Annotated in this window: 15 protein-coding genes; 10 read left to right on the forward strand and 5 right to left on the reverse strand. The window is 69.5% G+C overall.

Translation table 11 applies throughout. From position 1 onward, the window contains the following. Positions 1-99: 99 nt before the first annotated feature. Together OXG79_13000 and gap are read right to left on the reverse strand one after the other, a co-directional pair. Complete coding sequence (locus tag OXG79_13000; protein MCY3784684.1) at positions 100-1,275, reverse strand: phosphoglycerate kinase; 1,176 nt, start codon at positions 1,273-1,275, stop codon at positions 100-102. Between the two features lie 42 nt (positions 1,276-1,317). Continuing rightward, positions 1,318-2,337, reverse strand: coding sequence for a type I glyceraldehyde-3-phosphate dehydrogenase (gap, locus tag OXG79_13005; protein ID MCY3784685.1), 1,020 nt, complete (start codon positions 2,335-2,337; stop codon positions 1,318-1,320). 178 nt (positions 2,338-2,515) lie between these two features. Between gap and hpnC the strand changes: the two genes are divergently transcribed. The 7 genes from hpnC (at position 2,516) to OXG79_13040 (ending at position 9,924) form a co-directional block, all read left to right on the forward strand. Continuing rightward, entirely contained in the window at positions 2,516-3,400 is an 885-nt protein-coding gene (gene hpnC, locus OXG79_13010) for a squalene synthase HpnC (GenBank protein MCY3784686.1), read from the forward strand. Positions 3,401-3,403: 3 nt separating this feature from the next. After that, a complete protein-coding gene (hpnD, locus tag OXG79_13015; protein MCY3784687.1) occupies positions 3,404-4,240 on the forward strand; it encodes a presqualene diphosphate synthase HpnD in 837 nt (278 codons plus the stop codon). After that, positions 4,237-5,580, forward strand: a complete 1,344-nt coding sequence (hpnE, locus tag OXG79_13020; GenBank protein ID MCY3784688.1) for a hydroxysqualene dehydroxylase HpnE — start codon at positions 4,237-4,239, stop codon at positions 5,578-5,580. The genes hpnD and hpnE overlap by 4 nt, the downstream gene beginning before the upstream one ends. Before the next feature lie 133 nt (positions 5,581-5,713). Next, positions 5,714-7,636, forward strand: coding sequence for a squalene--hopene cyclase (shc, locus tag OXG79_13025; GenBank protein MCY3784689.1), 1,923 nt, complete (start codon positions 5,714-5,716; stop codon positions 7,634-7,636). Positions 7,637-7,670: 34 nt separating this feature from the next. Beyond that, positions 7,671-8,681 carry an adenosyl-hopene transferase HpnH gene (gene hpnH, locus OXG79_13030; protein MCY3784690.1) on the forward strand — a complete coding sequence of 337 codons (1,011 nt, stop codon included), beginning with the start codon at positions 7,671-7,673 and terminating at the stop codon, positions 8,679-8,681. Positions 8,682-8,870: 189 nt separating this feature from the next. Then, positions 8,871-9,290, forward strand: a complete 420-nt coding sequence (locus OXG79_13035) for a PadR family transcriptional regulator (GenBank protein ID MCY3784691.1) — start codon at positions 8,871-8,873, stop codon at positions 9,288-9,290. Continuing rightward, positions 9,283-9,924: a hypothetical protein gene (locus tag OXG79_13040; GenBank protein ID MCY3784692.1), complete on the forward strand. Its 642-nt coding sequence runs from the start codon at positions 9,283-9,285 to the stop codon at positions 9,922-9,924. The genes OXG79_13035 and OXG79_13040 overlap by 8 nt, the downstream gene beginning before the upstream one ends. An 85-nt stretch (positions 9,925-10,009) precedes the next feature. Here OXG79_13040 and OXG79_13045 read toward each other — a convergent pair whose 3' ends face one another. Both OXG79_13045 and OXG79_13050 read right to left on the reverse strand, forming a co-directional pair. Continuing rightward, complete coding sequence (locus OXG79_13045) at positions 10,010-10,480, reverse strand: phage holin family protein (GenBank protein MCY3784693.1); 471 nt, start codon at positions 10,478-10,480, stop codon at positions 10,010-10,012. 14 nt (positions 10,481-10,494) lie between these two features. After that, positions 10,495-11,508 (reverse strand): NADP-dependent oxidoreductase, encoded by a 1,014-nt coding sequence (locus tag OXG79_13050; protein MCY3784694.1) that lies wholly within the window; start codon positions 11,506-11,508, stop codon positions 10,495-10,497. Between the two features lie 149 nt (positions 11,509-11,657). Here OXG79_13050 and OXG79_13055 point away from each other — a divergent pair, with 149 nt between their 5' ends. Further along, positions 11,658-12,356, forward strand: a complete 699-nt coding sequence (locus OXG79_13055; protein MCY3784695.1) for an N-acetyltransferase — start codon at positions 11,658-11,660, stop codon at positions 12,354-12,356. 13 nt (positions 12,357-12,369) lie between these two features. Here OXG79_13055 and OXG79_13060 read toward each other — a convergent pair whose 3' ends face one another. Further along, positions 12,370-12,585: a YdeI/OmpD-associated family protein gene (locus OXG79_13060; protein ID MCY3784696.1), complete on the reverse strand. Its 216-nt coding sequence runs from the start codon at positions 12,583-12,585 to the stop codon at positions 12,370-12,372. A 224-nt stretch (positions 12,586-12,809) separates the two neighbouring features. Here OXG79_13060 and OXG79_13065 point away from each other — a divergent pair, with 224 nt between their 5' ends. Together OXG79_13065 and OXG79_13070 are read left to right on the forward strand one after the other, a co-directional pair. After that, entirely contained in the window at positions 12,810-14,237 is a 1,428-nt protein-coding gene (locus OXG79_13065) for a polysaccharide deacetylase family protein (GenBank protein MCY3784697.1), read from the forward strand. Between the two features lie 159 nt (positions 14,238-14,396). Continuing rightward, positions 14,397-16,406, forward strand: coding sequence for an MFS transporter (locus tag OXG79_13070; protein MCY3784698.1), 2,010 nt, complete (start codon positions 14,397-14,399; stop codon positions 16,404-16,406). Position 16,407: the final 1 nt, after the last annotated feature.

Genomic DNA, 16,407 nt, shown 5'->3' on the forward strand with positions numbered 1-16,407 from the left:
CATTCCGCGACGACGACGCTTGCACAGTCCCGTAGGGGCGGGTCTCAGACCCGCCCGAGGCCAAGCATCCGGCGCGCTACCAGGTCCGTCGCCCCCGGCTCAGGCCTCCGGAAGCGCGGCCACGCCCGGAAGCTCGCGGCCTTCGATGAGCTCGAGCGTCGCGCCGCCGCCCGTGCTCAGGTGGGCGAAGTCCTCCGCGCGACCTGACGCCTGAGCCGCCGCCACGGCGTCGCCGCCCGCCACCACCACCTCGGCGGGCAAGTGGGCCAAGAGCCGCGCCAGCCCCAGCGTGCCGGTAGCGAACGGCGCCAGCTCATACACGCCGACCGGACCGTTCCACAGCACCGTTCGCGCGCGGGCAAGCGCTTCGGCATAGGCCGCCAGCGACGCGGGGCCAATGTCCAGAATCATGGCGTCAGTCGGCACCGCGTCCAGCCCCACCGTGGCGGGGGCCGCGTCGTCGGCGGCCGCGTCGGCCACCACCGCGTCAACCGGAAGCACCAGCCGGCAGCCCACCGCGTCGGCTGCCGACCGAATGCGAGCGACGGCTTCGGCGGCGCTTTCCGCCCGCGACCGACCGATGCCGACGCCGTCCGCCGCCAGAAACGTGTTGGCCATCGCCCCGCCCAGGATCAGCAGGTCCGCCGTGGCCGCCAGCCGCTCGAGCAGCGTGATCTTGTCGCTGATCTTGGCGCCGCCCACGATGGCCGCGAACGGACGCGGCGGCCCCTGCACGATTGGGTCCAACGCGTGCAACTCGGCCAGCATCAGGTGTCCGGCGGCGGCGGGCAGCGCGTGGGCCAGCCCCGTCGTGCTGGCATGCGCCCGGTGCGCCGTGCCGAAGGCGTCGTTCACGTAGCAATCGGCCAGCCCCGCCAGCGCGCGCACGTGGTCCGGCTCGTTGGCCTCCTCGCCGGGATGGAAGCGCACGTTTTCGAGCAGCAGGACGTCTCCATCCACGAGCTCGCGCGTCAGCCGCTCGACCTCGGGGCCCATGCTGTCGGGGGCTACGGGAACCGAAGCGCCGAGGAACTCTCCCAGGCGCTCCGCGACCGGCGCCAGCGACAGCTCGGGACGTACGGCGCCCCGCGGCCGGCCGAGATGTGAGGCCAGCACCACGCGCGCGCCGCGGTCGCGCAGATCGCGAATGGTCGGCAGAGAGGCTTTGATGCGGGAGTCGTCGCGGATCGCGCTTCCGTCGAGTGGCACGTTGAGGTCGGCGCGGACGAAGACTCGCCGGCCGTTGACGTCAAGGTCCGCCAGTCCGCGCTTCATGCGGCGGACCGATCGGCGACGGACGCCACCAGGCGGAGGCGGCTAGACGGCGGCCGCCGCGGGCGTCCCGGCGGCGACCAGCGCCGCCGCATCGGCCACGCGGCAGGCATAGCCCCACTCGTTGTCGTACCACGCGGCGACTTTCACCAGGTCGTCGCCGATGGCCATGGTGCTCTCGGCCTCGACGATCGACGAGTGCGGATCGCCCCGCAGGTCCACCGACACCAGCGGCTCGTCGTTGATGGCCATGATGCCCTGCAGCCGCCCCGCGGCCGCCTCGCGCAGCGCGTCGTTGACCTCCGCCTCGCTCGCCGCGCGCTCCAGGTGCGCCACGAACTCCACGATCGACACCGTGGGCACGGGCACGCGATAGGCCGCGCCGTGCATGCGGCCCTCGAGCTCGGGAATCACCAGCCCGATGGCCTTGGCGGCGCCGGTTGAGGTCGGGACGATGCTCAGCGCCGCGGAACGGGCTTCGCGGATGTCGCCCGCCGGGCCGTCGACCAGCGCCTGGGACGCGGTGTAGGCGTGCACCGTGGACATCAGGCCCTTCCGTACGCCAAAGGCGCGGTGCAACGTGTCCAGCGGCGGCGCCAGACCGTTCGTCGTGCACGAGGCGTTGCTCACGACGTGATGCGCGGCGGGATCGTAGCGGTCGTGGTTCACCCCCATGACGAGGGTCAGGTCGGCCCCCGTGGCGGGCGCCGTGATCAGCACGCGGTCGGCTCCGGCGTCCAGGTGCAGCGCGGCGCGTGCCCGCTCGGTGCCGACGCCCGTGGCCTCGATTACGAGTTGCGCTCCCAGCTCGCCCCACGGCAGCCGGTCCCACTCCCGCTGCGAGGTGGTCGGTACGCGACATCCGTTGACCACCAGGTCCGTGCCGTCCACGGCCACCTCGCCTGGAAAGCGCCCATAGTTGCTGTCGTAGCGCAGCAGATGGGCCAGCGTCTCCAGGTCCACCAGCTCGTTGATGCCCACGACCTCGGCCTGCGGCTGACGCTCCAGCAGCGCGCGAAATGCTTGCCGGCCGATCCGCCCGAACCCGTTGATGGCAATGCGCACGTCGTGCCCTCCCGCGCAGCGCCCGATCGCGTGTCGAGTATAGGCCCGGCGGTGCGGCAGGCGCTCGGGCCGACGCACGTTCCACGGCCCCGCGTTGGCCCCGCGTAGAATTGCGCCCCAGGCACCCTTCAGCATCCAGGCCGCGCCGCATGTGCCGGGCGCGGCGGGCGGAGCCGCCATGTCAAGTGTCAATGCCGCGCCCCAGCCCGCGCCCCCGATACCTGAGGGTGTGCCGCGGCGCGACGCCGTGATGGCGCGCGCCTCGGGCGAGAACTTCCCCGTCGCCATGCGGCTGCTGCGGCCGGACGTGCGTCGCCACCTGCTCGCCGTCTATGGATTCGCCCGGCTGGTGGATGAACTCGGCGATGCCGCCGATGGCGATCGCCTGGCCTTGCTCGACTGGCTCGACGACGAGGTGTCGGCCATCTACGCCGGGCGGGCGCCGGCGCATCCGATCATGCGCCGGCTGGTCGCGACCGTCCGCGCGGCGGACATTCCCGACGAGCCGTTCCGCCGCCTCATCCAGGCCAACCGCCAGGATCAGACGGTCCACGCCTACGAGACGTTCGAGGATCTCGTGGGCTACTGCGAGCTGTCGGCCAATCCGGTGGGACGCATGGTGCTGCACGTGTTCGGCGCGTTCACTCCCGAGCGCGTGTGGCTGTCGGACCAGATCTGCACCGGCCTGCAGCTGGTCGAGCATTGGCAGGACATCGCCGAGGACTACGACAGCGGACGTGTCTACGTGCCGCGCGAGGACCTGGAGCGCTTTGATTGCCGGCCCGAGGACTTCGGGCTGCGCGTGACCACGCCCGAGTTTCGCAAGCTGATGGCCTTCGAGGTCGACCGCGCCGAGGCACTTCTCGACCGCGGCGCCCCGTTGAGCCGGCTGCTCCCCGGCACGTACGGGATGGCGATCGCAGCGTTCACTGAGGGCGGGCGGGCCGCGCTGCACGCGATTCGCGACGCCGACTACGACGTGCTGGGGCGCGCCCCGCGACCGACGCTGCGGCACAAGGCGCGCGCGGTTCGTTCCTTGGCGCGCCTCTGGATGAGCTGGTAGCCCGTGGAAGTCGCCGCCGCCTACGACGTCTGCGAGCAGATCACCCGCTCGCGCGCCGCGAACTTCTACTGGGGCATTCGCCTGCTCCCGCCGCCCAAGCGACGCGCGCTCAGCGCCGTCTACGCTTTCGCGCGGCAGATCGACGACATCGGCGACGGTGGCCTGCCGCCGCCTGCCAAGGCCGCCGCCCTGGCGGAGGCGCGGCAGCGGCTTGAATCGGCCGGCAACGGCGCCGCGGACCCGGTCATGACGGCGTTGCGCCACGCGGCCGATCGTCTCCCCGTGCCGCTTGACGCGTTTGGCGATCTGATCGACGGCGTGGAGATGGACGTTCGCGGCGTCACCTACGAGACCTTCGATGAGTTGGTGGTCTATTGCCGCCGCGTCGCGGGCAGCATCGGGCGGCTCTCCCTGGGCGTGTTCGAATCGCGTGACATGGCCCGGGCCGAGCCGCTGGCCGACGAGCTGGGCGTGGCGCTGCAGCTCACCAACATCCTCCGTGACGTGCGGGAAGACCTCGCGCAGGGCCGCGTCTATCTGCCGCGCGAGGACCTGGCGGCATTCGCCTGTGAGCTGCGCCCGCCGCTCACGCCGACGCCGGCGTTCGACGCGCTCATTCGTTTCCAGGCCCAGCGCGCCCGGCGGCAATTCGACCTGGGGTTGCAGTTGCTGCCATTGCTGGACTGGCGCAGCACGGCCTGCGCCGCCGCCATGGCCGGCATCTACCGGCAGGTGCTGAAACGCATCGAGCAAGATCCGTCCGCCGTCACCCGCGGACGGGTGTCACTGTCAACGGGCGCCAAGGTGCGCGTCGCGCTGTGGAGCCTGCTCCGCGGATGAGCCGCCACGTCGTCGTGGTTGGCGGCGGACTGGCGGGATGCGCGGCGGCGCTCACCTGCGCCGACGCCGGGGCGCGCGTGACGCTGCTCGAGGCGCGGCGGCGTCTCGGTGGGGCCACCTACTCGTTCCAGCGTGACGGGCTGTGGTTCGACAACGGCCAGCACGTGCACCTGCGCTGCTGCACGGCCTACCGCGCCTTCATCGACCGCATCGGCGCCTCCGACATGGTCACCATGCAGCGCCGGCTCGAAATTCCGGTCATCCGGCCCGGGCACGGCGTGGCCTGGATCAAGCGGGCCAATCTGCCGGCCCCGCTGCACCTCGCCCGCAGCCTGGGAGCCTACCGGCACTTGTCGCTCGGCGAACGCCTGCAGCTGGGGCGCGCGTTGATTGGGCTGATGCGCCTCGATCTGCGCGACGCGTCGCTGGACGCCCACACCTTCGGGCGCTGGTTGCGCGCCCGCGGCCAGTCGGAGGGCTCGCTCGAGGCGCTGTGGGACCTGATCGTGCTGCCCACGGTGAATCTGCCGTCGGCGGAGGCTTCGTTGAGCCTCGCGGCCATGGTCTTCAAAGTCGGGCTGTTGAGCGACCGGTCGGCGGCGGACATGGGCTACACGACGACCACCCTGGGCCGCGCGCATAGCGACCAGGGATTGCGCGCTCTGCGAGCGGCAGGCGTGGACGTGCAACTCGGGGCGGCCGTCTCCCAGATCGAAGCCGAGCCGGATGGCGAGGTGCGCGTGCGGCGGCAAGGCGAGGACCTGGCGGCCGACGCCATCGTGCTGGCGGTGCCCCATGCGCAGGCGGCGCGGCTCGTGCCGGCGGCCGCCGATCCCGAGGCGGCGCGCTTTGCCGAATTGGGGGCCGTGCCCATCGTGAACCTGCACGTGATCTACGACCGGCCGGTGATGCCCCATCCATTTGCGGCCGGCGTCGGCACGCCCGTGCAGTGGGTGTTCGACCGCACCGAAGCCGCCGGGCTATCCGATGGCCAGGCACTGGCCGTCTCGCTCTCGGGCGCCGTCGCATACGCCCAGGTTCCCACCGACGTTTTGCGCGAGCAGTTCGTCGCCGAGCTGGCGCGCGTCTTCCCGCGGGCCCGTGAGGCGCAGGTCCGGGGGTTCTACGTCACCCGAGAGCACCAGGCCACGTTTCGCCAGGCCCCCGGCAGCCTGGCGCGGCGTCCAGGGCCCCGCACCGCCCTGCCGAACGTGCTCTTGGCCGGCGCATGGACCGACACCGGATGGCCCGCGACCATGGAGGGCGCCGTGCGCAGCGGCAACCGCGCGGCGGATCACGCGCTGAAGGCGCTGGGCCTGGCGACGCCGGTCGCGGCGTGACCCGCACGCTCCGGCGGCGCGGCGCCGCGCGTTGCTATATTCGCCAAGCGGCGGACCCCTCGACGACAAGGAGCGGCGTCGTCTCGTGATTCGGCGTGTGCCGGACCCCGCGCCCGGATCCCACCCCGGCCCCGTGGGCACTGCGACGTCCCGCGACGTCCGCGAAGGCGCGCGTGTCGCGCTTGAGCGTGCCTCCACGCAGTTGCTCGAACAGCAAGACGCCCAGGGCGTCTGGCGTGGCGAGTTGGGCACCAACGTCACCATCGAAGCCGAGGACCTGTTTCTGCGCGAGTTCCTGGGCATCCTTGACGCTGACGTTTTGCGGGCGACGGCGGCCTGGATCCGGCAGCGCCAGCGGGACGACGGCACTTGGGCCAACTTCCATGAGGGCCCCGGCGAACTCTCCACTACGGTCGAGGCCTATGTCGCCCTGCGCCTGGCGGGCGACGCGGCCGAAGCCGACCACATGCAGCGCGCCGCCGCATGGATCGTGGATCAGGGCGGGCTGGAGGCCACCCGCGTTTTCACCCGCATGTGGATGGCGCTGCACGGCTGGTGGGACTGGGATGAGTTGCCGGTCATTCCGCCCGAAATGATCTTCCTGCCCACCTGGGTGCCGCTCAATATCTACGACTTCGGCTGTTGGGCCCGGCAGACCATCGTGGCGCTCAGCATCGTGCGCGCCTATCGCCCGGTCCGACCCGCCGATTTCACCATCGACGAGTTGCGTAGCGGCACGGCTCCGCGGGTGAGTGCCTCGCTGCGCACGTGGAAGGGGTGGTTCACCTGGATCGACCGCGCGCTGCGGCGCTATGAGCGGCGGCCGCTGGGCTGGCTCCGCGCCGCCGCCCTGCACCGTGCCGAGTCCTGGGTCATGCGGCGACAAGAAGCCGACGGCTCCTGGGGCGGCATTCAGCCCCCGTGGGTCTACTCCATCATTGCGCTGCGCCTGCGCGGCTACGGCATGACCCAGCCCGTCATCAAGCACGCCCTGGAGGGCATTGAACGGTTCACGATTTGGGACGGCGGCGTGCGTCGCCTCGAGGCTTGTCAGTCACCCGTCTGGGACACGGCGTTGGCGCTGGTGGCGCTGGCCGACGCCGGCGTACCGCCCGACGCCCCGGCGTTGCGCCGCGCCGGCGAGTGGCTGGTCGGCGAAGAGGTGTCCCAGCAAGGCGATTGGGCCGTGCGCCGCCCCTATCTCCATCCCGGCGGCTGGGCCTTCGAGTATGAGAATCGCAACTACCCGGACGTTGACGACACCGCCGAGGTCATCCTGGCCCTGCGCCGCGTCGACGTGCCCAACGCCAAGGGGGCCATCGACCGCGGCGTCGCCTGGACGCTCGGCATGCAATGCGTGGACGGCGGCTGGGCGGCGTTCGACGCCGACAACACCCGCACGCTGTGCCGCGCGCCGGCGTTCTGCGACTTCGGCGAGGTCATCGACCCGCCCAGCGCCGACGTGACCGCGCACGCGATCGAAATGCTGGCCCTCGAAGGCAAGACCTACAACGCCCGCGTCCAACGGGGCATCGCCTGGCTCCGGTCCGCGCAGGAGCCCGACGGCTCGTGGTTTGGGCGGTGGGGCGCCAACTACATCTACGGCACCGGGGCGGCGGTTCCCGCCCTCGTGGCGGCCGGCGTCTCACCCGACGACCCGTCCATCCGGCGCGCCGTGCACTGGCTGGCCGCGCGCCAAAACCCCGACGGCGGCTGGGGCGAAGATCTCAGGTCCTACGACGACCCCGCGGGCTGGTCGGGTCGCGGCGCCAGCACCGCCTCGCAGACGGCCTGGGCGCTGCTCGCACTCGTGGCCGCCGGCGACGACGGGTCCGTGACGCGCCGCGGCGTCGAATACCTCGTCGACACCCAGCGCGAGGACGGCTCGTGGGACGAACCGCTATACACCGGCACCGGCTTCCCCGGCGCCTTCTACATCAACTATCACCTCTACCGCTTGATCTTTCCCGTCATGGCGCTCGGCCGCTACGTGAACGGCTGGCACGCCGGGCGGCTCACGCGGTTCGCACTGGACGGAGCCCATGGAACGTCGTAGCTTTCTCGTGCTGGCTCCCGGACTCTAGGCGCTCATGGGCGTTCCTCTGCGGCAAACGGTGACCGTTGCCCGCTATCTCATGACACAGCGGCTGCGCGGGCGCGAAAAGTTCCCGCTCATCGTCGAGCTCGAGCCGCTCTATGCCTGCAACCTCGCCTGCGCCGGCTGCGGCAAGATCCAGCATCCGGTCGCGACGCTGCGCAAGCGCATGCCCGTCGAGCAGGCCGTGGCCGCCGTGGAAGAGTGCGGGGCGCCCATGGTGTCCATCGCCGGCGGCGAGCCGCTGGTGCACCCCGAGATTCACAAGATCGCCGACGAGCTCGTGCGGCGGCGCAAGTTCGTCTATCTGTGCACCAACGCCCTGCTGCTCGAGCGCAAGCTCTCGCTCTTCACCCCGTCGCCCTACTTCGCCTTCGCCATTCACATCGACGGATTGCGCGAGCGACACGACGAGTCCGTCTGCCAGGAAGGCGTGTTCGACAAGGCCGTGGAAGCCATCAAGGCGGCCAAGCACGCCGGATTCCGCGTCACCACCAACACCACCTTCTTCACCCACGACACCCCGGACAACGTGCGTGCGGTGCTGGACTTCCTCAACGACGAGCTGGAAGTGGACCACATGATGATCTCCCCCGGCTACGCCTACGAGAAGGCTCCCGACCAGGAGCACTTCTTGCCGGTGGAGCAGACGCGACGGCTCTTCCGCGAAGCCTTTCGCGGCGGCGGGCGCAAGCGCTGGCGGCTCAATCACAGCCCGCTCTTCCTCGACTTCCTCGAAGGCAAGGTCGACTACGACTGCACCGCCTGGGGCATTCCCAGCTACTCGATCTTCGGCTGGCAGCGGCCCTGCTACCTCATGTCGGACGGCTACGTCTCGACCTACAAGGAACTGATCGAGACCACGGACTGGGACAGCTACGGTCGCGGCCGCGACGAGCGCTGCGACAACTGCATGGCGCACTGCGGCTACGAGCCCACCGCCGTGGCCGCCACGGGCAGCTCGCTGCGCGAGTCCCTGCGAGCCTTCGCCTCCGCGCTGAACTAGCCCGCAACACCCACCTCGTCAGTCCGAGCGCCCCCTCCTGTCATTCCGAGCGCAGCGAGGAATCTAGGGCACTCGTCCTCTAGCGCAGGGCCAAGTCACGGCCGGTCAAATCCCATCACCCCCTCCCCGCCGAATGTCGGAGTTGCCCATCTATATCGCCATACGATATATTGATATGCGATATAGCACGTGGCCCGTCAGCATCTGATTCGGGCCATCCTTTCGAAAGAAGGTAGCTGGCCATTGCCGAATCGAAGCCCCCTGGATCCGCTTCCTCTCCCCGTCGCCCAGCTGCACATCCTGTTGGCCTTGGTGACTGGCGACAAGCACGGCTACGCGATCATGCGAGAGGTCGAGGCATTGACCGATGGGGCGGTCACGATGGGCCCCGGCACGCTGTACGGGGCTGTGAAGAAGATGCTGAAGTCGGAGCTTGTCGAGGAGAGCGACGAACGGCCAGACCCCGAACTGGACGATCAGCGTCGCCGCTACTACCGAATCACCGCTTTTGGCAAGCGTGTGCTCGACGCTGAGATCAACCGAATGGAGCAACTGGCGCATGCCGCCAGGTTGATACAGACCACCGCCATGCGAAGGCCCAGTGCCTGACTCGTTCTACGAGCGCGTCTACCGCTGGTTGCTCGCTCTGTATCCAAGGGAACACCAGCGGGAATACGGGGAGTTGATGGTCCAGCTGTTTCGGGACCGGATGCGTGGCGATGGCAAGGGATTCGCCGGACTGACCGTCTGGATTCACCTGATCGTGGACCTGTGTGGATCTGCTGTGAGAGAACACACCGAAGGAGTTGACATGAAGAGTCGAACAAGATTTGGGATCGCGTTGGCCAGCGTGGTTGTCGCCGGCGGCATAGGCGCGGGAGTCCTCTTCGCCCGTTCGGACGGCGCGCCGAGCGTTGCGCTGTCGTGGCAGCAGGCGGACACGTCTGCGGATGGCGAACCCGGCGTCGCGCTGTCGTGGACGTGGAGCGACGCGGGTGCGATCACGGCCAGCGAACCGCGTGCATCCGTGTCGTGGCACGAGGCGGGCGCGTTTGCGGATGGCAAGCCAAGGGTCTCTGAATCGCGGCTGCTGGCTGGCGGCCCGGCGGTAAGTGCTCCCTGGGCCGGGTCGGACGGCGCGCCGCGAGTCTCTCTCTCGTGGCAGCAGACAGACGCGGTTGCGGACGGCGAACCGAAGATCTCGCTGTCGTGGGAGAAGGCGAATCAGATCGCTCCCGAATAGCGCGGGGCTGTTCAATCGAAGTCTTTCTGCGGGGCGGGGCCGAACGGACCTGCAGGTTTGGTCACCACCCGGAGTCTATGGGCTGCTACGCGGCGGGGCCGTCCCCGGCCCCGCCCTGTCGCGGCCCCGCTCCACCCCCCTGCCCCTGCCCGCGCCGAAACACCAGCCATGACACGCTCGTCGAGATCGCCGCCGTGATCAGCGCGCCCAGCAGCGCCCAGCCGAAGCTCTCCACGTAGATCGGCGGAATGATCTGTCCCGCCAGCCAAAACATGAACGCGCCCACCACGAAGTGCCCGAACCCCAGCGTCACGACCATGAAGCAGCAGGTGAGCGGCAGCGTGGCCAGGTACATCAGCGGACGCACATAGACGTTCAGCGCCGCCAGCACCGCGGAAAACGCCGCCGCGGTCGCCCAATACATGAGCGAGCCGGTCTCCGGCAGCCGCACGTACGGATCCAGCAGCAGCGCCGTCAGCAGCACGCCCAGAAACGCCCCGGCCCAGTGCACCGCGAATTGATGCACCGTGCGCTCGAAGTTCCAGCGCACCCGCACGGGCGGTTGGCCGTTTACGACGCCGCCACCGACGGCTCGGCCACCTTGACTAGCACCTTGCCGACATTCGCGCCCGTGAACAGGCGCAGAAAGGCCGCCGGGGCGTTTTCCAGTCCCTCGACGATGTCCTCGCGGTAGTCGAGACGTCCCGCGTCGATCCAGCCCGCCAGCTCCCGGAGAGCCTCATCCGTGCGGTCGAAATAGTTGTTGGCGAAGAAGCCCTCCATGCGGGCGCACGCCAGGGCCAGCGGCACCGAATGCCGCGGCGCCACCTCCGGCTCCTCGAGGTTGTATTGCGAAATGAAGCCGCACAGCACCACGCGGGCGTACATGCGCAGGTGCTGCAACACCATGTCCAGGATGCGGCCGCCGACGTTGTCGAAGTACACGTCCACGCCGTCGGGGCAGGCGCGCTTGAGCGCGGTCGCCAAATCGTCGGCGCGGTAGTTGATCGCCGCGTCGAAGCCGAGGTCCTGCGTGAGGTGCCGGCACTTGGCCTCCGTGCCGGCAATGCCCACTGCGCGGCAGCCCTTGATGGCGGCAATCTGGCCCACGGCGGAGCCGACGGCTCCGGCGGCGCCCGACACCAGCACCGTCTCGCCTGGGCGCGGCCGGCCGACCTCGAGCAGGCCGAAATAGGCCGTGAGACCGGGCATGCCCAGGATGCCGACGCCGGTCTGGATCGGGGCGATCGCCGGATCGATCACGCGCAGTTCGTCGGCCGCGACGGCGCCGTAGGCCTGCCACCCGATGCGTCCCACCACAATCTGCCCCACGGCCACGGCGGGAGACGCCGTCGCCGTCACCTCCCCCACCACCTCAGCGGTCACGACCTCGCCGACGTTGGTGCGGTCCCCGCGAATGGCCCAGCGCATGTAGGGGTCCACCGAGAGCCACAGCGTGCGCACCAACGCCTCGCCGTCGCCGGGCTCGGGAATGGACGTCTCTTCAAGGCGAAAGTTCTCGGCTGCGGGCACGCCCTGGGGGCGGCTGGCGAGGACGTAGCGCCGATTTGTCGATTCAGTCATGGACGTCTGCACGCGGCGCGGGGGTGCCATGGTACCCGCGGTGCTTCGGCGAATTGCATAGAATCTGCATGAGCGCTGCACCGGCGCTCAATCGGCTCCAAATAGCATCCAATGGGCTGGTGCGATTGCCGCACCCAGGGAGGACCATTGTGAGCGGATCGCCGGGCGTCGCGCACGCGAGCCCCGCACATCTTCAGGGCAAGGCGACCCACGGTCGCCTGCTGCTGCGGGATGCTCGCCCGACCGACCGGCTCCCCGCGGGCGCCCTGCTGCGCGAGGCGCTGACCCCGCAGCTTGCCGATTCGGTCTTTGGCTTGGGCGCCACCGGCGCCTCGCGGTACTTCGAGCGGCTCTTTCAGCATCCGGGCACCTTGTGGAGCTACGACATCACCACGTTGGCCGAGCTCGACGGGGAGGTCGTGGGCTTGGTGTCGCACGCGCCGTGGGCGGTGCTTGCCCAGCGGCGCCGGTCGACCCTGCGGGGCTATTGGCGCGCCTACGGGCTTCGCGGGCTGCTGAAGCTGATTCCTCGCATCCGCGCCCTCATGCGCGCCAGCCCGGCCGTGCCGCCCGACCATTGGTTCATTCCCTGCCTGGCCGTGGCGCCCGAGCACCGCGGCAATGGCGTCGCGCACGCCCTGTTGCAGACGGTGTACCGCCAGGCCGAGGCGCACGCCCCGGCGTGCAGCCTCTACGTGCCGACCAGCAATGCGACCGCGCGCGAGTTCTACGACCGTGCCGGCTACGTGGAGCGAGAGGGCGCGGACTCGGAGTTGCTCCAGCGCCTCGCCGGCGTGCGTGGACGGGTCCGATTCGAGCGGACGCTCGACGCCGGCAAACCCGCCTAGCGCCGACGCGTAACTAGCGCCCGCGCGCTGAGGGGCGCCAGGACATCTTCATGTAGCGGTCGCCCTGCTCGAGCTCGTCCAGCATTTGCGCCAGCCGCCGCCGCTTGGTCGGCTCCCGCTTCGCCCGGTTGATCCAGCCGAGGTAGTCATTGCGCTGATACGGCGGCCGGCGGCGGTACGCGTCCATCAGCCCGCGTTCCAGCAGCGCGTGCTCCACGAACTCCGGCATTGGGTTCAGGGGTCGCTTCAGGGTTGACGGCGGCACACGCGCCTCACGCCGGCGGGCTGGCGACGCCAAGGATACGAACCGCGCCGGTCGGACCGCCGCTCGATCTCCCGTCGACCGAACTCCTCGCGCGTCGCTCGACGCGCCGGCCGATGGCGTTCTCACCACGGTTCCGCGCATCCACTGCGTCCGGTAATATGGCCGTCCCTCTTTCGACGGTGACCCAAATGAGGATCGCTCGACTCCCCGGCGCCGGGGAGTCTCGCCGCCCGCTCCAGCTCCCGCGGCGCCAGCTTCTACAGCTTGGCGCGGGGGCCGCGCTCGGCGGCGCGCTGCACGTGGGGCCGGCACGGCTGGTCGCCCAGGACCGCGCCCCGTGGTGGGTCTTCGTGTCGGAGCACCGCGCCGACCTCGGGTATGTCGTGGAAGATATTCAGCAGGGCGATTTCGCCTCGACCTACACGTCGCTCGGCGGCAGTGCCGTGGCGGGTGCAGGCATCAGCGCGAGATTTCGCGACGGGTCTGGCGATCCGCTCTGCCAGGCGTTCGAGCGTCTCGTGCTGCATGTGTCGCCGGTCTCGCGCACCGTTCGGCCGGTGCCGCTGCTCAGGATGGCGAGCGAGGGCGGGTTCGACGATTTCCTCGAGGCCGAGCATGGCATTCCTCCGGCGTGGACCGGTCGTGCGGCTTCGAGTCTCGGGATTAGCGGCGACCTCGCGGACGCCTACCACGCCTTCGGCAACTGGCCTGTTTTTGGCGCGCCGGCGACGCCACCCGTGCGCGTGCAGGGCGTGACGATGCAGCGATTCGACAACGCCGTGATCACGCTTCCTGACGGAGGTGGGCCCGAGGACGCCGAGTTGGCGCCCGTCCCGCTCTATCTGCGGGCGGCCGGGTACTTTCCCGAGATGCCCTTCCTGCCCCGCGCGCTGCCGGTGTATCCGATGGAGGCGCCACCGGTGATCCGCCGCGGCGACGCCACGCAACCGTATCTCTTCGTCACGGTCGACGACTGCTGGGACCCGGAAATGACCAGCCGCGCGCTCGACATTGCCCGCGACGAGCGGATCAAGATCACCTTCTTTCCCGTCGGTACGGTGCTCCGGCAGAACCCGGACCTCTGGCGCCGGGCAATCGTTGAAGGACACTCAATCGAGAACCACACGTACTCGCATCTGCCGTTGCCTGACCTGAGCGATGGCCGCATTCGCTGGGAGTTGGACGAGGCCGGACGCCAGGTCAATTCCGCATTGGGCTACGCGTACCCTCAACTGTTCATGCGGCCGCCGCTGGGTGCGGGCATCCCCGACGCGCGGAACCGCCTGGTGCGGATCTCGCAGGCCGCGGGGCTCCACATCGCCATGTGGACGGTAGATTCCAAGGGCTGGCACTACCCCCGGGACGGCGGTGTCCGCGCGCAAGACTTTGTGTTGGGCAACCTGACCGAGAAACTCCAACCTGGGGCAGTTCTCCTTCTCCACGCCCTCGCCAGCGACATTGCCGCGCTGCCCCGTCTCGCGCGCGAAATCCACGGCGCCGGCCTCCAGAGCGTGAATCTGCGCGATCAGTTGCATCTCCCCGGCCAAGAGATCGGAAACGGCGATCCGTTGTCGACGTGCCCGGAGACTCTCCCCGATGCCGCGGAGTGGTGCTGAACGATCCGGCTCCCTTCGGAGTGGCCGTGGCGATCGTGCCTTGAGGTCTCGTGGAGTTGACCGCTCGCTGACGCGGAGTCTCGACTGAGCCCCCGGTCGGCGATTCGCCGCCTGTTCCAGCCGCGGGAATCGCTCACCGACGATGAGCGGCGGTCGAGCATGCGCGATATGACGTTGCAGGCGGTCGCCGCCTCCGGGGCCGATGGTTTGGCCTCCGGCGGTTTCCTGACCGCCTTTGCCCTCATCCTCGGCGCCTCCACCGTCCACATCGGAATCATGACGGCAATCCCCTTCATCGTGCAGCCGGTCCAACTATTGGCGGTCATCGCCGTCGAGCGCATGCGCGTGCGCAAGCCAATCGCGGTTGGCGCCTATTTCGCCGCCTACGCCACCTGGGTACCCATCGCCTTGATTCCCTTCGCCATCGAGACGCCAAACCCGGGCGCGGTGACGCTGCTCTTGCTCTTCATCGCCGTTCGCGGCCTGGCCAACGCGTTCGTCACCACGAGTTGGAGCGGATGGATTCGCGATCTCGTCCCCGAGGGCGCCATGGGGAGCTTCTTTGCGACCCGTCTGCGTGCGGCCACGGTCGCCGCGGCGGTCACCGGACTCGCAGCGGCCTTCTACATCGACTGGTGGAAGGGCGCCGTGCCCGAATCCGAGGTGATTCGCGGCTATTCCTACGCCATCTTGCTCGGCAGCATCGCCCTCGGCATGGGCGCCGTCGGATTCATGGCGCGCATGCCCGAACCGCGCATGCTGCTGCCGGAGGGCGGCCGACCCCCGATGGTTCAGACGCTGGCGGCGCCGCTGCGGGACGGGAACTTCAGGCGCCTTATCAACTTTCTCTTCGCCTGGAGCTTCGTGACCCAACTCGCGGTGCCGTTCTTCGCCGTGTACATGCTCACGGTCCTCGAGCTGTCACTGTCGCTGGTCGTCGGCCTTGCCGTGCTCAGTCAGCTCACCAATGTGTTGTTCATTCGCGTGTGGGGCGTCTTCGACGATCGGTATGGCGGCAAGGTCATCCTCTCGATCTGCTCGTCCCTCTACCTGCTCGTCATCTTGGGATGGACCTTCACAACAATGCCGGATCAGCATGCGCTGACCCTGCCGCTGCTGGTTCTGCTCCATGCGCTGCTTGGCATCGCCGGAGCTGGAATCAGCATCTCCTCCACCACTATCCGCATGAAAATGGCGCCCCAGGCGCAGGCCACGTCGTTTCTCACGGGCGCCTCCCTCGCGGCAAACTTGGGCGCCGGCATCGGCCCGCTGCTCGGAGGCGCGTTCGTCGAGTTCTTCAGCTCGCGGCACTTCGAAATCGGCATCGAATGGGTGGATCCGGCTCGGACCGTCACCTTTCCGGCCGTTTTCCTGACCGGATACGACTTCCTGTTCGCCGTGGCGTTCCTGCTCGGCCTGTTCACGCTCGGGCTGCTTGGCAGAGTCCAGGAGGAAGGCGAGGTCGATCGGCGGCAGGTCATGGGCGAATTGGCCGCCCAGACCCGGGAGAACCTCCGTGTCCTCAACGCGGTGCCGGGCATGGGCCTCGTGGCCAAATTCCCCGTGGGGGGCCAGCGGTTCCTGCCGCCGATTCCAGGCCTGGACGTCGCCGCCGGCGTCACGGCCTATCAGTTTTCGTCCTCGGTTGGGGCAGCCGTGACCGCGGCCACGAAGGGCGGCTCGGCCGCGCGCCAGGTCCAGGCCAGCGTGGATCAACTGGTGACCCGCGCGCTTCAAGAAACCGAAGGCGCCACTCGGCTCACCACGGCCTTGGCCTTCGGCGGCGCACGGGGCGCCGTCGAGGCGGCGCGCGGAGCCGGGGAGGGCGCCGGACAGCTGATTCACGACTCGATGACCGGCGTGCTGCGCGCGGTGGGCGAGGCGGCAACCGATCCCGTGGAGGCGCTGCGCGGGTCGATCTACGGCGCGATCCAGGGCGCCAGCGAGGCGGGCGCGTCGCTGACCGACGCGGCAACCGAGGCCATCCGTGCGGCGCGTGACGCCGCGCCCGACCTGGGCCTGTCCGACGAGCAGGCCGTCACGACCGCGGCTCGCGCCGCCATGGATGCCGCCGGCGGCTTGACCAGCGAGGCGCGGGCGCAGGTCAACCAGGCTGCCCTCAGCGCCATGATGCGCGAGGAGCGCGAGCCGCCGCGTCCGCCCTCGTAGC

It is taken from the genome of Chloroflexota bacterium, assembly GCA_026706485.1.
GTDB lineage: Bacteria > Chloroflexota > UBA11872 > UBA11872 > UBA11872 > JAJECS01.

Bases quoted from the DNA above. Each gene is read 5' to 3' on its own strand.
- OXG79_13000 (MCY3784684.1), bottom strand. From the start codon at position 1,275: ATGAAGCGCGGACTGGCGGACCTTGACGTCAACGGCCGGCGAGTCTTC.
- hpnC (MCY3784686.1), top strand. From the start codon at position 2,516: ATGTCAAGTGTCAATGCCGCGCCCCAGCCCGCGCCCCCGATACCTGAG.
- hpnE (MCY3784688.1), top strand. From the start codon at position 4,237: ATGAGCCGCCACGTCGTCGTGGTTGGCGGCGGACTGGCGGGATGCGCG.
- hpnH (MCY3784690.1), top strand. From the start codon at position 7,671: ATGGGCGTTCCTCTGCGGCAAACGGTGACCGTTGCCCGCTATCTCATG.
- OXG79_13050 (MCY3784694.1), bottom strand. From the start codon at position 11,508: ATGACTGAATCGACAAATCGGCGCTACGTCCTCGCCAGCCGCCCCCAG.
- OXG79_13060 (MCY3784696.1), bottom strand. From the start codon at position 12,585: ATGCCGGAGTTCGTGGAGCACGCGCTGCTGGAACGCGGGCTGATGGAC.
- OXG79_13065 (MCY3784697.1), top strand. From the start codon at position 12,810: ATGAGGATCGCTCGACTCCCCGGCGCCGGGGAGTCTCGCCGCCCGCTC.
- OXG79_13070 (MCY3784698.1), top strand. From the start codon at position 14,397: ATGCGCGATATGACGTTGCAGGCGGTCGCCGCCTCCGGGGCCGATGGT.